General features: G+C 63.8%; 13 protein-coding genes. 7 read left to right on the forward strand and 6 right to left on the reverse strand.

The window, feature by feature from the left end:
* Window positions 1-276: 276 nt before the first annotated feature.
* From IVA88_RS25875 to IVA88_RS25890, 4 genes are all read left to right on the forward strand, one after another.
* Complete coding sequence (locus IVA88_RS25875) at window positions 277-2,205, forward strand: AsmA family protein (protein ID WP_247499978.1); 1,929 nt, start codon at window positions 277-279, stop codon at window positions 2,203-2,205.
* Window positions 2,206-2,412: 207 nt separating this feature from the next.
* Window positions 2,413-3,798, forward strand: coding sequence for an ABC transporter substrate-binding protein (locus IVA88_RS25880; RefSeq protein WP_247499979.1), 1,386 nt, complete (start codon window positions 2,413-2,415; stop codon window positions 3,796-3,798).
* Window positions 3,799-3,892: 94 nt separating this feature from the next.
* Window positions 3,893-4,765: a sugar ABC transporter permease gene (locus IVA88_RS25885; RefSeq protein WP_247499980.1), complete on the forward strand. Its 873-nt coding sequence runs from the start codon at window positions 3,893-3,895 to the stop codon at window positions 4,763-4,765.
* Window positions 4,762-5,613 carry a carbohydrate ABC transporter permease gene (locus tag IVA88_RS25890; RefSeq protein WP_247499981.1) on the forward strand — a complete coding sequence of 284 codons (852 nt, stop codon included), beginning with the start codon at window positions 4,762-4,764 and terminating at the stop codon, window positions 5,611-5,613. Before IVA88_RS25885 ends, IVA88_RS25890 begins: the two co-directional genes overlap by 4 nt.
* Window positions 5,614-5,745: 132 nt before the next feature.
* On the opposite strand, the gene IVA88_RS25895 is transcribed toward IVA88_RS25890, so the two are convergent.
* The 5 genes from IVA88_RS25895 to IVA88_RS25915 all read right to left on the reverse strand — a co-directional run bounded on the left by IVA88_RS25895 (window position 5,746) and on the right by IVA88_RS25915 (window position 13,002).
* Window positions 5,746-6,558, reverse strand: coding sequence for an ABC transporter permease subunit (locus IVA88_RS25895; RefSeq protein WP_247499982.1), 813 nt, complete (start codon window positions 6,556-6,558; stop codon window positions 5,746-5,748).
* Between the two features lie 4 nt (window positions 6,559-6,562).
* Entirely contained in the window at window positions 6,563-7,477 is a 915-nt protein-coding gene (locus IVA88_RS25900; RefSeq protein WP_247499983.1) for an ABC transporter permease, read from the reverse strand.
* The gene (locus tag IVA88_RS25905; RefSeq protein WP_247499984.1) at window positions 7,474-8,643 is read right to left on the reverse strand and encodes an ABC transporter ATP-binding protein; all 1,170 of its coding nucleotides are present in this window, start codon (window positions 8,641-8,643) and stop codon (window positions 7,474-7,476) included. The genes IVA88_RS25900 and IVA88_RS25905 overlap by 4 nt, the downstream gene beginning before the upstream one ends.
* A 75-nt stretch (window positions 8,644-8,718) precedes the next feature.
* Window positions 8,719-10,179, reverse strand: a complete 1,461-nt coding sequence (locus IVA88_RS25910; protein ID WP_247500413.1) for a glycerol-3-phosphate dehydrogenase — start codon at window positions 10,177-10,179, stop codon at window positions 8,719-8,721.
* Window positions 10,180-10,314: 135 nt separating this feature from the next.
* The gene (locus tag IVA88_RS25915) at window positions 10,315-13,002 is read right to left on the reverse strand and encodes an EAL domain-containing protein (RefSeq protein ID WP_247499985.1); all 2,688 of its coding nucleotides are present in this window, start codon (window positions 13,000-13,002) and stop codon (window positions 10,315-10,317) included.
* 202 nt (window positions 13,003-13,204) lie between these two features.
* Between IVA88_RS25915 and IVA88_RS25920 the strand changes: the two genes are divergently transcribed.
* Window positions 13,205-14,308, forward strand: coding sequence for an NAD(P)/FAD-dependent oxidoreductase (locus IVA88_RS25920; protein ID WP_247499986.1), 1,104 nt, complete (start codon window positions 13,205-13,207; stop codon window positions 14,306-14,308).
* Between the two features lie 106 nt (window positions 14,309-14,414).
* On the opposite strand, the gene IVA88_RS25925 is transcribed toward IVA88_RS25920, so the two are convergent.
* Complete coding sequence (locus IVA88_RS25925) at window positions 14,415-14,594, reverse strand: DUF465 domain-containing protein (RefSeq protein WP_247319677.1); 180 nt, start codon at window positions 14,592-14,594, stop codon at window positions 14,415-14,417.
* Between the two features lie 329 nt (window positions 14,595-14,923).
* Here IVA88_RS25925 and IVA88_RS25930 point away from each other — a divergent pair, with 329 nt between their 5' ends.
* Together IVA88_RS25930 and IVA88_RS25935 are read left to right on the forward strand one after the other, a co-directional pair.
* Window positions 14,924-15,130, forward strand: a complete 207-nt coding sequence (locus tag IVA88_RS25930) for a DUF465 domain-containing protein (protein ID WP_027519980.1) — start codon at window positions 14,924-14,926, stop codon at window positions 15,128-15,130.
* Window positions 15,131-15,246: 116 nt separating this feature from the next.
* Window positions 15,247-15,465 carry a hypothetical protein gene (locus IVA88_RS25935; RefSeq protein WP_247499987.1) on the forward strand — a complete coding sequence of 73 codons (219 nt, stop codon included), beginning with the start codon at window positions 15,247-15,249 and terminating at the stop codon, window positions 15,463-15,465.
* The last annotated feature ends 21 nt before the right edge of the window (window positions 15,466-15,486 follow it).

Genomic DNA, 15,486 nt, shown 5'->3' on the forward strand with positions numbered 1-15,486 from the left:
ACTGAACCTTCGGCTTGCAGGCGTCGTGCCTTATTGGCGGCGATTATTAGGCGAAATCGTCCGAAGCCGTCAATGATACGGGGTTCTCCGCTCCGCCCGTGGGTGATAGAAGCTGCCCAAGTCGTGGGCGCAACCGTTCCCGTGGCCTTGAAAGCGACAAGAAAACCCATCAAGTTGCGGCACTTAACAACATAGGGCTTGGGCGTGGGGCGCGCAGGTTTCCCGGCCCGCCCTTCCGGCTCCAGCGACCAACCCGATCAGGACATGCCATTGACCATGGCCCAAGGAATGAAGCGCCTCGGGACGCCGATCGCGGCGCTGCTCGGCGTCGTGCTGATCGCCCTGATCGCGACCTCATGGCTCATCAACCGCGACGCGCTGCGCAAGGCGGTGGAAACGCAGATCCGCGACGTCACCGGGCTCGAGGTCAATGTCGCGGGCGCGATCGACATTTCGGTGCTGCCGGCCAGCTACATCTCCTTCCATGACGTCGGCCTGAAGGGCGGCGGCACCAGCGATCCCGCGCTCCATGTCGACGTGCTCACCGCGAACCTGCGGCTGCTGCCGCTGCTGCTGCAGCGGTTCGAGATCGCCGACCTGACGCTGCTGCGGCCGCGCATCCATGTCAGCCTGAAGCCGGACGGCGAAAGCAACTGGACGCCGTTCATCCAGACCATCGCGCGCACCATGAAGCCCGGCGCCGAGAATCAGGTGTCGTTCTCGGAGATCCGGATCCAGGACGGCGTGCTCAATTACGAGGACGCTGCCACGCACGGCACCGAGAAGTTCGAGGACATCGACCTGTCGCTGGCCTGGCCCTCGATTTCGCGCTCCTTCGCCGCGACCGGGCAGTTCGACTGGCGCGGCGAACGGGTCGACGGCTCGATCAGCTTTGCCGATTTCGTCGCCGCCCTCTCCGGCGAGCGTTCGGGGTTGAAGGCGCGGATCGCGAGCGCACCGCTCAAGCTCGCCTTCGACGGCAGCGTCGCCAACCGCACCAGCCCGATGATGGAGGGCACGCTCACCATCGACAGCCCGTCCTTGCGCAACGCGCTACGCTGGACCGGCCAGCCGCAGCCCGCCAGCGGCGGCTTCGGCCGTTTCGCACTGAAGGCGCGCGCCAATGTCGTCGGCGCCTCGATCGCGCTCACCAACGTCAATGTCGAGCTCGACGGCAACGCCGCCGAGGGCGTGATGACCTACGCCAATAACGGCCGGCAGACGCTGCAGGCGACGCTCGCAGCCGATGTACTCGACTTCACACCTTATATCTCCACCTTCCGCCTGCTCGCGAGCGGCGCGCGCGACTGGAACAGGCAGCTGTTCGATCTCAACGCCCTGTCGACCACCGACCTCGACATGCGTCTGTCGGCGGCCAAGCTGACGGTCGGCTCGACCAAGCTCGGCCGCACCGCGATCGGCGCCAATTTGCGCAACGGCACGCTGGCGCTCTCGGTCGGCGAGGCCCAGGTCTATGGCGGCATCGCCAAGGGCTCGTTCGGCATCGCGCGCTCCGACACGGTCGCCGACATCAAGGCGCAATTCCAGTTCACCGACGTCGATCTTCAGGCCTGCGCCTCTGAGCTGTTCGGGCTCAACAAGCTGTCCGGCCGCGGCAACATCAACGTCTCGCTCCTCGCGTCCGGCTCGAGCCCGTTCGGCCTCGTACAGTCGCTCGACGGCAGCGCCACCGTGACCGGACACGACGGCGCGATTTCGGGCTTCAATGCCGAGCAGCTCCTGAAGCGGCTGGAGCGGCGGCCGCTGTCCGGCGGCGGCAATTTCCGCAACGGCTCCACCCCTTACGACAAGCTCACCATCGCGGTGAAGTTCTCCGACGGCGTCGCCACCGCCGAGGACATCCGCGTCGAAGGACCTGCGGCGAAGATCACGATGACCGGCACCGCCTCGGTGCCGGCGCGCGAATACGACATGAAGGGCGTGGCCAGCCTCAACAGCGCGTCGGGGTTCGAATTGCCCTTCGTGGTGCAGGGCCCCTGGGATGATCCCCTGGTCTTTCCCGATCCGGAAAGCCTGATCCGCCGCTCGCCGGCCTCCGCGCCCCTGCTCGACATGCTGAAGGACCGCAAGGCGGGCGACGCGGTGCGCTCGGCTATCGAGCGCATCACCGGCAGCGGAAAACGTCCCGCACCGGGCGAAGCGCCGACGGCGGAGAACGCCAAGGAAGGCGCGAAGTCCAACTGAGGGCAGGGATCAGGCGGCACCAGCCGACAGGCGCGAATTGATCAGGGTGAATTGATGCGGCGATTGGATCGATGCGCAGATTAAGCATCTCCACAGGCCTATCCCCCACGACCTATGTCTGACAACAAGCCGCTAGATCGTACCACGGCCATGCGCTAGTGTTTTATACGACCGGTTAAAAACACCGGCCGTTTGAGGGAGAAAAACGTGAAATCCAAGGTTATTGGCGCAGTATCACTGGCGGTCGCTGCGGCCGGGCTGTTCGCAGCCGCTGCACCCGCATTTGCGCAGCAGAAGACGATTACGGTCTGGTGGGGCAAGGGCTTCTACCGCTCCGAAGACGACGCGCTGATCGAGACGATCAAGAAGTTCGAAGCCAAGACCGGCATCAAGGTCGAATTGTCGCAGTACGCGATCCAGGACATGATTCCGAAGACGGTCGCCGCGCTCGATGCCGGCACCGTGCCGGATGTCGCCTATTCCGATTCCTATGACGTGCAGGCGCAGGGCAAGTGGGCCTATGAGGGCAAGCTCGAGGACCTCACGGACGTCATGGAGCCGATCAAGGGCCGGTTCGTCCAGAACACGCTGGATGCATCGATCCTCTACAATGACGTCACCAAGAAGAAAGCCTATTACGGCTTCCCGCTGAAGCAGCAGAGCATGCATGTCGAGATCTGGAACGACATGCTGGAGAAGGCCGGCTTCAAGCTTGCCGACATCCCGACCGACTGGGAAGGCTACTGGACGTTCTGGTGCGACAAGGTGCAGCCGGGGATCCGTAAAGCCACCAGCCAGCGCATCTATGGCGTCGGCCAGCCGATGGGCGTGGAATCCACCGACGCCTTCCAGTCGTTCTACACCTTCATGGACGCCTACCATGTCAAGCTGGTCGACGACGACGGCAAGCTCACGGTCGACGATCCCAAGGTCCGCGAGAACCTGATCAAGGCGCTGAAGGACTACACCGACACCTACATCAAGGGCTGCACGCCGCCGTCCTCCACGACCTGGAAGGATCCGGACAACAACGTCGCCTTCCACAACAAGACAATCGTGATGACTCACAACTTCACGATCTCGATCGCGGCGAAATGGTTCGAGGATTCCCAGAACCAGGCACTCACGCCCGAACAGCGCGAGGCCGGCAAGAAGGCCTATGAGCAGGACATCGTCACGGCGTCCTTCCCCAAGGCGCCGGATGGTTCGACCATCCGCTACCGCTCCGACGTCAAGACCGGGCTGGTGTTCACCGCGGCCAAGAACAAGGCCGAGGCCAAGCAGTTCATCAGCTTCCTGCTCCAGGAAGACAACGTCCGCCCCTATATCGAGGGCGCGCTCGGCCGCTGGTTCCCGGTGACGAAGGAAAGCCAGGCCAGCCCGTTCTGGCAGGCCGACAAGCACCGCAAGGCCGTCTATAACCAGTTCATCGGCGGCACCGCCGCGTTCGACTTCACCAAGAACTGGAAGTTCACGATCCTCAACAACGAGAACGTGTGGGCCAAGGCGATGAACCGGGTGGTGAGCGAGAAGGTTCCGGTCGACAAGGCCGTCGACGAACTGATCGCCCGCATCAAGCAGGTCGCGGGTTAACTCATCATCCCCTCTCCCCGATCTGCGGGGGAAGGTATAAGAACAACACCGGCCGCGTTTCGCGGCCGGCAACTCTTTGAAGAGTCCGAAAAGAATGGCGATTACGCTCTCTGGCGATCAGTCGATCCCCGCACCGCCCTTGTCGTCGCGGCTGACCCCGCCGCAAATTTGGGGCATCGCGCTGCTCGCACCCTATTTGCTCGTTTTCCTTGCCTTCGTCGTCTACCCCGTCGGTTACGGGCTATGGCTGGCGCGGGCCCCGTCGAATTATGTCGCGCTCTATAACGACCCGATCTTCGCGCGCGCCGCCGTCAACACGCTGATCTTCCTGGTCATCGGCATCAACATCAAGATGCTGATCGCGCTGTTTTTGTCCGGCTTTTTCGCGCAGCAGCGCACCTGGATCAAATGGCTCTCCGTGGTATTCATCCTGCCGTGGGCTGTGCCGTCGATCCCGACCATCCTGTCGGTGCGCTTCATGCTCAATCCCGAATGGGGCATGGTCAACCATCTCATCTTCAATTTGACTGGCGACGACGGTCCGAACTGGCTGAACGACCCGACCGTGGCGCTGACCATGGCAATCGGCGTCCACATCTGGAAGTCGCTGCCGTTCTGGACGCTGATCCTGATGACAGGGCGCCTTGCGATTGCGCACGATCTGTTCGAGGCCGCCGAGGTCGACGGCGCGAGCTGGTGGCAGAAATTCCGCTACATCACGTGGCCGTCGATGCAGACGCTCTACATCACCTGCACGCTGCTCTCGATGATCTGGACGCTCGGCGACTTCAACAGCGTCTATCTGCTCACCGGCGGCGGCCCGGCCGACCTCACTCACGTGTTGTCGACGCTCGGCATCCGCTATCTCCGGCTCGACCAGCTCTCGCTGGCGATGGCCTCCATCGTCTGCGCGATACCGTTCGTCCTGCCACTGATGTACTTCATGATGAAACGGTTGTCGCGATGAAGCTTCCCTCCCTGCGCGAAGTCGCGACCGAATCGCGGTTGCTGCTGATCGGCATTCCCGTCTTCATCTGGACGATGATCCCGATCTATCACATGTTCCTGTTCGCGATCTCGCCGAAGGAGGACGCGTTCTCGGGCAAGCTGTGGCCGGATCACCCGACGCTGCACAACTTCGAAATCGTGTTCAAGCAGCAGCATTATTTCCTGCGCGACTTCTACGTGCAGTTCTGGAATTCGCTGGTGATCGCGGCGTCCGTCGGCGTGCTGACACTGGTGATCGCGACCGCGGCGGCGTTCTCGATCTCGCGGCTGCGCGTGCCCGGGGGGCGCATCGTGATGAACCTGGCGCTGTTCACCTACTTCATCCCGGCGGCGTTCCTCGCGGTGCCGATGTACCGCACCATGGGCAATTACGGCCTGCTCAACAATCATTGGTCGCTGATCCTGGCGATGGTGACGATCGCCAGCCCTTACGCGATCTGGGTGCTCAAGCAGGCTTCCGACAAGCTGCCGGTCGAGCTGGACGAGGCCGCCGTGATGGACGGCGCGACGACCCTCCAGATCTTCCGCTTGGTCTATTTGCCGCTGATGATGCCCTCGTTGGTCGCGATCGGCACCTATGCGGTGCTGCTCGCCTGGAACGAATATCTCTACGCGTTCCTGCTGCTCTCGAACGACCGCGAGATCACCCTCCCCGTCGCGCTCGGCAACTTCCTCGCCGCCGACGACTCGCCGTGGGAGCTGTTGATGACGACCGGCTTCATCTACGCGCTGCCGCCGGCCGCAATCTACTACGCCTTCCGCCGCTACATGGTGGGCGGGCTCACGGCGGGCGCGGTGAAGTCCTAGCGGCCTCCCGTCATTGCGAGCGAAGCGAAGCAATTCAGAATCCTTCCGCTGAGACAATCCGGATTGCTTTGTCGCATCAGCGCAAAATTGCTTCGCAATTTTGTCGCGAGCTCCTCGCAATGACGCCGAGGCTCACAGCGGCGCCGCGCTCTCGCCCTGCGAGCTCGACAGTTTCGAGGCGAGCGAGGCGATCACGATGACCATCGCGATCAGAGCGATCACCAACGTGCAGATGGCGTTGATCTCGGGCTTCACACCGAGCCGCACCTCTGAATAGATCCGGATCGGCAGCGTCGCCGATCCGGGGCCGGTGGTGAAGCTCGCGATGACGAGATCGTCGAGCGACAGCGTGAAGGCGAGCATCCAGCCCGCGACGATCGACGGCGCGATCAGCGGCAGCGTCACGGCCACAAATGCGCGCAGCGGGTCGCAGCCGAGGTCCATCGCGGCCTCTTCCAATGAGCGGTCAAGTGAGCTGAGGCGGGACTGCACGACGACGGCGACGAAGCACATCGTCAGCGTGGTGTGTGCGATCGTCACCGTCCAGAAGCCACGCTCGGCGTTCAGCGCCACGAACAGCAACAGCAGCGACAATCCGGCGATCACTTCCGGCATCACCAGCGGCGCATAGAGCATGCCGGAGAACAGCGTCCGGCCGCGAAAGCGTTCGCCGCGCGACAGCGCCACCGCGGCAAGCGTGCCGAGCAGGGTCGCAATCGTCGCCGAGGAGACCGCGACCCGCAGGCTCATCCAGGCCGCCTCGATCATGGCGCGGTCGTTGAAGAGCTCGTGATACCAGCGCAGCGACCAGCCGCCCCACACCGTCACCAGCCGGGAGGCGTTGAAGGAATAGATGACGAGGATGAGGATCGGCAAATAGAGAAACGCGAGCCCCAGCGCGAGCGAGGCAATGTTGAAGCGGGACAGGCGGGAGATCTTGCGCATCGTCTCACCGTCCCTGTTCCAGCTGCCGCTTCTGGAGCCGTTCGTACAGCAGCAGCGGCACCAGCAGCACCATCAGCAGCACGATGGCCGCGGCGGAGGCCACCGGCCAATCCTTGTTGGTGAAGAATTCGAGCCACAGCGTCTGGCCGATCATCAGCGAATTGGAGCCGGCCAAGAGATCGGGAATGACGAACTCGCCGACGATGGGGATGAAGCACAGCAGCACGCCGGCGCCGACGCCGGGAAGCGACAGCGGGAAGGTGACCAGCCAGAACACCTGCCAGGGCGGCGCGCCGAGATCGGAGGCCGCCTCCTCCAGTGCGGGCTCCATTTTCGCGAGCGTGGCGTAGAGCGGCAGGATCATGAACGGCAGGTAGGAATAGACGATGCCGATATACATCGCGCTGTCGGTGGAGAGCCACACCACCGGCTGGCTGACCAGATGCAGTGCCAGCAGGATCTGGTTGAGCAGGCCGTCATGCTGGAGGATGTTGATCCAGGCATAGATGCGGATCAGGAACGAGGTCCAGAACGGCACGATCACCAGCACCATCGCCACCGCCTGCCAGCGCTTCGGCAGCCGCGCCATGCCGTAGGCGATGGGATAGCCGATCAGGAGCAGCAGCGCGGTCGCGGTGACGGCGACGGTGAGGCTGCGCACATAGGCGAAGACGTAGATATCGTCGGAGGCGAGCAGACTGAAATTGTCGATCGAGAGCGCGGCAAAGGCGGGTTTCAGCGCCGCCCAACCCGCCGTCAGGTCGAACACCGGCTCGTAAGGCGGCTGCGCGATCGCCGTCTGCGACAGGCTGATCTTCAGCACGAAGCCGAACGGCACCAGGAAGAACAGCACCATCCAGACATAGGGCACTATGGCGGCAAGGCGAGCCGGTCGCGCAAAAATACGGCGCGCGCTCATGACGGCAGCACCACGCAGTCGTCGGGCGTGAACCAGGCGACGACATGCTGGTCCAGGCTGTAGGAGTCGGCCTCGAGGCGCGCGCTGTTGGCGACTGCAGCCTGCACCGTGCCGCCGGCGCCGAGCTTCACCTTGTAGGTGGTGGTGCCGCCGAGATAGCAGATGTCGGCGATCACGCCCTCAAGGCGGTTGATCGCCGCCGCATGGCCGATCTCGCCCACTGGGCCGCGGCGGGACAGCTTGACCTTCTCCGGGCGAATGGCCACCGACAAACGACCCTCGCCGACCGGCTCCCGTGGCTCGGCGACCATCAGCGTACCCGCGCCTTGGGTGGCGATCACCAGGTGATGACCGTCGCGCAGCTTGAACTCGCCGTCGAACAGATTGACGTCGCCGACGAACTCCGCGATCCAGCGCGAGCGTGGCGCCTCGTAGAGCTCGCGGGGACTCGCGACCTGAGCGAGCTTGCCGTCCCTCATCACGCCGATCCGGCTCGCCATCGTCATGGCTTCTTCCTGGTCGTGGGTGACGATGATGAAGGTCATGCCGAGCCGTCGCTGAAGCTCCATCAGCTCGCCCTGGGTGCTTTCGCGCAGCTTCTTGTCGAGCGCTGCGAGCGGCTCATCAAGCAGAAGGAGCCGCGGGCGTCGCGCCAGTGCGCGCGCCAAGGCCACGCGCTGGCGCTGGCCGCCCGAGAGCTGGTCGGGCTTGCGTTTCTCGAGTCCGTCGAGCTTTACAAGCGCGACCATCTCCGCCACGCGCGTGGCAATGTCGGTGCGCGCCATGCCGGCGCGCTTCAGGCCGAAGGCGATGTTGTCGTGCACCGACAAATGCGGAAACAACGCGTAGTTTTGGAACATCATGTTGATCGGCCGCTCATGCGGTAGCGCCTGGGCGATGTCCTTGCCGCCGAGCAGGATGCGACCCTCATCCGGCGCTTCGAAACCGGCGAGCATGCGCAGCAGCGTGGTCTTGCCGCAGCCGCTCGGCCCGAGTAGCGCGAAGAACTCGCCGGCCTTGATGTCGAGCGACACGCCATCCACGGCCCGGAACGTCCCGAACGTCTTGGCGATGCCCTCGATGCGCAGCAGCGGCTCGCCGGCCGCGGACTGCGTCTCTCCGACCGCATCCTTAGCAGCGCCTGTTCTGGGCAACTCGTCAGTCATGGTTCTCTGCCAACCCAATCCCGCCGCACGCTAGCGGCCGATCGTCCCTAGCTCAACCGATTCGGGGCGGTTCGTTCAAATCGCATCCGCCATGAACGCAGCCAGCGCATCACGCTCCTCGGCTGGCATCGTGAGGCCGAGCTTCGAGCGGCGCCAGAGGATGTCCTCGGGAAACCGCGCCCATTCGTGGGTCATGAGGTAGCGCACCTCGGCGCCGGTCAGCTCGGGACCGAAGGCGGGGCCGAGATCGTCTGGGGTCTCCGCCTCGCCAAGCACCGCCGACAGCCGCGAGCCATAGGCGGCGACGAGGCGTTGGGCCTGCGTCTCCCCGAGAAAGCGCCAACGGTCACGCGCAAGATCGACCTCGGTATCGAAACGATCCCAGGCGAAATCGCCGCCCGGTAGCGCCGCGCCTGCGGTCCAGGGCGGCGACATCGGATAGAACGGCGTCAACTTCGTCACTGCCTGCTCCGCGCGCAGGCGCGAGGTGGTGACGTCACCGCCGAACATCGTGATCAGCGGCGCCTTGCGCCGCGGCGCGTGGAACAGCGTCGTGCCGTCGCGTCGGCGCGCGGACGCCAGCGTCAGGTTGACGCCGGAGACCGCACGCATCACGTCGGTCGGCGCGACACGCTCGCGGAAATAGCGACTGGCCGCTTCGCAGAGATAGCTGACGTCGGCCCCCGGCATCGCAACGATCGCGGGATCGCCGGTGAAATCGTGCGTGACTGTGCCGATCAGCGTGAAGTCGCGCTCGAAAGGGCTTGCAAAGATCAGCCGGCCATCGCTGTTCTGGAAGACGTAGACATGATCGGACTCAAACAGCCGCGGGACGATGATCTGGCTCATCTGCATCGCCGCGGTGGCGGGTTGCGGCTGCCGCAGCACGGTCTCCGCGACTATCGACGTCCAGCCGCCAGTGGCGTTGACCAGTGCCCGAGCCGTGATGGTGCGGCGATAGCCGCGGTCGACCACTGCGAGCCGCCATGTGTCGGTTCGATCGGCACGCACGCACCGTGCTCCGGTCCTAATCGCGGCGCCGCGCTCTGCCGCATCCAGTGCCGTGAGCACCACCAGGCGGGAATCGTCGACGACGCAGTCGGAATATTCGAAGGCGGTGCCGAACGGTCGTTTCAGTGCGTTGCCGACGGGATGATGCGTGATGTCGAGGGTTGCCGCTGCAGGCAAGCCGCTCCGGCCGGTGAGGCTGTCGTAGAGGAGCAGGCCAACGCGCAGCAGCCATGGCGGCCGCTCGTCGGAATGCGCCGGGATCACGAAGCGCATCGGCCGGACCAGATGCGGCGCGATCCGGAGCCAGGTCCGGCGCTCGGCAAGCGCCCGGCGCACCCGCCGGAAGCCGCGCCGTTCCAGCACCGAGAGATCGCCGTGGATCAGCCGCGGTGTTGCCGAGGACGCTGCGCCGCCCAGATCGCCCTGCTCCAACAGGATGACCCGCAGGCCGCGCCCGGCCGCATCGCGCGCGAGGCTGACACCGTTCAGGCCGCCGCCGATGATCGCAAGATCGTAATCCGCCATAAAGCCGTCGAATGGGAGCGAAACGCTCGCCATCTCTAGAGCCATTTCCGGTCCGATGAAATCGGAACGGGGCTCTAGATTCCAGTTTGGCGCGTTTTCTTGATGCGACCGCCATTCACTTCGCTCGAAAACGCTCTAGCCGGTCTTGAGCGCAAGCTCCATGACGTCGGCGCGGCCGACGAGGTCGGCATATTTCCCGATCGGCAGGGGCTTGCCCAGCAGGTAGCCCTGCACGCCGTCACAGCCTTCCTCGGCGAGGAAAGCGAGTTGTTCGAGCGTCTCGACGCCCTCGGCGACGATCGACATTTCCAGGCCATGGCCGAGATCGATCACCGCGCGCACGATCGCCGCCGATTGCGGGTTGCGGCCAAGATTCATGATGAAGGCGCGGTCGATCTTGATCTTGTCGAACGGAAACGCCTGGAGGTAGCTCAGAGAGGAGTAACCGCTGCCGAAATCGTCCATGGAGATGCGCACGCCGAGCGCCTTGAGCCGGCGCAGCAGCGCAAGACCGCGGTCGAAGTCCTCGATCAGCACTCCCTCGGTGATCTCGAGCTCGAGCCGGCCGGGTGCGAGACCCGTCTCGATCAGGATGGAATGGACCAGCCCGACCACGTCGCCGTGCATGAACTGCGCCGGCGACAGGTTGACTGCAACCTGGAGCGGCTTCGGCCAGGACGCCGCCTCGCGGCAGGCCTCGCGCAGGATCCACTCGCCCATCTCGACGATCAGGCCGCTTTCCTCCGCGATCGGGATGAATTCGGCCGGGGAGACCTGGCCGCGCACGGGATGTTGCCAGCGCGCCAGCGCCTCGAAGCCGATGATCTCGCTCTCGGCCACGCTGTGGCCCGCGGCGCCCTGCGGCTGAAAGGCGAGCGAAAGCTCGCCGTTCTTGATCGCCATCGAGAGGTCCTGATGCAGCACGCGGCGATCCCGGATCTGCTGATCCATCTCCGGCTGGAAGAGGCTGATCGTGCCGCGCGATTTCTGCTTGGCGCGGAACAGCGCCGCGCCGGCATTGGCGAGCAGCGAGGCGCCGTCGGCACCGTTGTGCGGGAAGATCGACATGCCTGTGGTGACACCAGCGCGGACCGGGCGGCCGTCGATCTGGAATTCCTTGGCGAGGGCGTCAGCGATTTGCTGCGCCAGCGCGAGACCCGCCTCAGGCTGTTTGCCGTCGATGATCAGGCCGAACTCGTCGCCGGACAGGCGCGCCACCACGCCGCCGCGCGCGGAGTCCTGGAGCCGCTGGGCCACCTCGACCAGAAGCTTGTCGCCGTGCGCATGACCGAAGACGTCGTTGACCTCCTTGAGCCCGTCGAGATCGACGCACAGAACCGCGAACTCCTCGCCGGTGCCCTCGCAGGCCTCGATCATCTGGGTCAACGCCTGCAGGAAAGCGGCACGGTTCGGCAAATCGGTGAGGCCATCGTGGTAGGCCATGTGCGCCATGCGCGACTCGGTCTGCCGGCGATCGGTGACATCCTCGTGGGTCTTGATCAGATATTGCGGCTCGCCGGCGTCGTTCAGCACGGTGGCGCGGCGGGTGAGGAACAGCCGCAGGCCATCCTTGGTGGAGATCGGGTGCTCTTCGGTGATCATCCCACGCTTCTTGATCGCGGCTTCGTCGCGCGCGATGATCAGCTTGGCTTCCTTGGGATTGAAGATGTCGGACGCAGTCAGGCCGGTGGCTTCCTCGCGCCTGCGGTTGAGGATCGTCTCCGCGCTGCGGTTGGCGAGCAGATAGCGGCCGTCCCTGACCTGCTCGACGATCAGGGCCACCGGGATGTTGTCGACCACGAGTTCCAAGAACTTCTTCGTGCTCTCCAGCTCTTGCGACAGCGAGCGGCGATCGGTGATGTCCTCGAACACGAGCATCAGGAATTCGGGCTTGTTGCTCTCGTTGCGAACAACGATCCGGATCGAGGCAACCATGCGTCGCTCACCGGCGCGGTCGACCTCGAATTCGTTGCGAAACTGGCCGTCCGGCGACTCGAGTGCCGCACGGTCGGTCGCCTCGATGCTGTCCGCCGAGACGGGTGCAAACAGCTCGCGCGCGTTCTTGCCGACGGCATGGTCGCGCGAGAAACCCCAGAAGCGCTCATAGGCGCTGTTGGCGAAGATGTAGCGGCCATCCTCGATGTTCTTCGCAGCCACGCAGGCCGGCACGTGGTCCAGCAATGTTCCCAGGAACTGTTTGGTGGAAGCGAGCTGTCGCGACAGCCCGCGCTGCTCGCTGACGTCCAGATGTGTCGCCACCGAGCCGCCGTTGGGCAGCACGAAATATTTCACCAGGATGGCCCGCCCGTCCGACAGTTCGGTGATCAGGCCGTTGGGGCTGGCCGCTTTCTCGTAGAACTCCTCGTCGGAGGCCCCGCCGAGCACCCCGCGCTGGCGTCGCAGCTCGAGGATGTCGGGGCCGGTCATGTTGGTCCAGAGATCCGACCGCATCAGGCCGTAAATCTCGAGATAGCGGTCGTTGCAGAAGATGATGCGCCGCTGCGCATCCGTCATCACCACGCCCTGGTTGAGATTGTTCATCGCGGAGGAAACGAAGGCATTGCGCCGCAACTGCAGACGCCTGGTCCGGCGCAGCGAGGAATGGATCCATAGCGCGATCGCGGCGAGGAACGAGCAGATGACGACGCCCGCGATCAGGGCTTCCCAGATCACGTTGGGATTGAGCTCGCCGAGATAGCTTGGAGGGGCGAAGCTGTCGGAGAGGGCAAAGGCGCGCGCAGGCGCGACCGCCGCGGCCAGGCACACGACGGCCTGCACCGCAATCGGAAGCGTGCTGCCCACGTGCCACTTCTTCTCAGCCATCAGCCACCCGCAATTTCAACGTCGGATTGTCTTTCCTCGCGGGTTTGGATCGGGTAAACGCCTGTATGTGCAACGGAAAAATGTGACGTCAAATACGGCAATTGCCCTGACATGATAAACGCTTCCTTAACGGAAAACGCCCACGCGCCGTCGTCCCCAGCCCTAAGGTCACCGTCGCTTCGCGCAGACGTCCTGCACAACTATGGATAGGGTCGATTGCGTCGTCATCGGAGCCGGCGTGATCGGGCTCGCGGTGGCTCGAAAGCTGGCGCAAGCCGGGCGTGAGGTGATCGTGCTCGAGGAAGCCGACGCCATCGGCACCATCACCTCCTCGCGCAACAGCGAGGTGATCCATGCCGGCATCTACTACCGCGCCGGAAGCTGGATGGCGCGCATGTGCGTCGACGGCAAGCACGCTCTCTACCGTTATTGTTCCGAGCGCGGCATCCCGCACAGGAATTGCGGCAAGCTGATCGTCGCGACCAATCCGAAAGAGACCGAGAAGCTGCAATCGATCAAGGCGCATGCCGAGGCCAACGGCGTGCTCGACATGCAGTTGCTCACGGGCAAGGCGGCATGCGCGCTGGAGCCGGCGCTCGCCTGCGACGCCGCGCTGCTGTCGCCGTCGACCGGCATCATCGACAGCCATGCCTACATGCTCTCGCTGCGCGGTGAAGCCGAGGAAGCAGGCGCGGCCTTCGCGTTTCACACCCCGCTGATCCGTGCCAAGGCGACCGCCGGCGTCATCGAGATCGAGGCGGGCGGCGAAGCGCCGATGACGCTGCAATGCAGCCTTCTCGTCAACGCCGCGGGGCTCTCGGCAACGACGGTGGCGCGCAGCATCGACGGCATGCCGCTGGAGCAGATTCCGCCGGCCTATCTCGCCAAGGGGAATTACTTCAGCTGCAATGCCAGGGCGCCGTTCTCGCGCCTGATCTATCCGGTGCCCGAGCCCGGCGGGCTAGGGGTGCATCTGACGCTGGATATGGCAGGGCAGGCACGTTTCGGCCCTGACGTCGAATGGATCGAGACGATCGATTACGAGGTCGACCCGTCACGCGCCGAGCGCTTCTATCCGGCGATCCGTAAATACTGGCCGACGCTGCCCGACGGTGCGCTCATGCCGAGCTATTCCGGCATCCGCCCGAAAATCGTGCCGCCGTCGGTGGCCACGCAGGATTTCCTGATGCAGGGACCGCGCGATCACGGGGTCGAAGGCCTGATCAATCTGTTCGGCATCGAGTCACCCGGATTGACGTCATCGCTCGCCATCGCGGATCACGTTGCCGAACTCGCAGGGCTCTAGCTCCCGCGCAATGATTGCGCGGCGCGCACCTTGCCGCAAGGATGAGCGCAAAAGCTCTCACCCTTGCGTGAAAGGGTACGATCAACTCTACGCTGTAAAGGGGTTACTAGTGGAGCGTGTCGCCGTGCCTCAGACGCTCGATCTGGTCCTTGACCATCAACTTCCGGCGCTTCAACTCAACAATTTGCAGGTCGTCTGTTGAAAGGTGCACGAGAGCGTCGTGCAATTCGTTTTCGAGAGTTTTGTGCTTCCGTTCCAATTCAACCAGATGTGCCTGAATTGTCATTCGAAACCTCCTCGGTAGGGGTGAACCTTGGATTCGATCCGGACGAGGAAGTGTACATCACCGATTCGTTCTGTCGATGGGTATCCGTGGTCGCAGTGTCATTTTTGAAAATTCATATGTAACGAAGCGTGAGTAAGGGAACCGCTCGGGAAAAATCCATGATATCAATGCGCTTGCGCAACGCCGTCACGAGCCGCAGAAATATGTTGCGGGAGATCGGCGCGCCACGGTCGCAGATCGCTTGCGATCACGCCGCGCAAGGACGATAGTTTCCACAGGGCATCCACAGCCTTAATCCCACGCCTATCGGTTTTTCGGCCACCGCAGACATGACCAATGAAGATGCGCGCGAACTCGAATCCGAGCTCGCCCGGTTGCACCAGGAACACCGAGACCTCGATGCGGCGATCGATGCACTGCATCAGTCGCCCGCCCCCGACCTGTTGCGGTTACAGCGGTTAAAGAAACGCAAGCTGCTGTTGCGCGACCGTATCGCGTTCATCGAAGACCAGATCACGCCCGACATCATCGCCTGATCCACAGGCAGAGCTTTACGGCGGCCGCCGCGCGTGAATCCGCTTGACTCCAAAGGAACAAAATAAGAACATTTGGACATCCAACGCCCAGAAAAACCGCCCAAGGAAAAACGCAGATGTCGGCAAACGCCCTTCTCGACAACAGCCATTATGAACAAGCCTGCGATCAGGCGATCGCAATGTGCGACGGCAATCTGCGCAGCACCATCAAGGCGCTGATCATGGCCAATGAATATCTGGAGGCCGAGCTCGAGGAATTGCAGGCGGCGATTTCCGCCGGCTGCATTCCGGAGACCTCGCGCAGCAAGATGCGGAGCAAGAGCAGCGCCGCCTGACTTGTCAGCTATCGGAGCCGA

Source organism: Bradyrhizobium sp. 149, assembly GCF_023073915.1.
GTDB lineage: Bacteria > Pseudomonadota > Alphaproteobacteria > Rhizobiales > Xanthobacteraceae > Bradyrhizobium.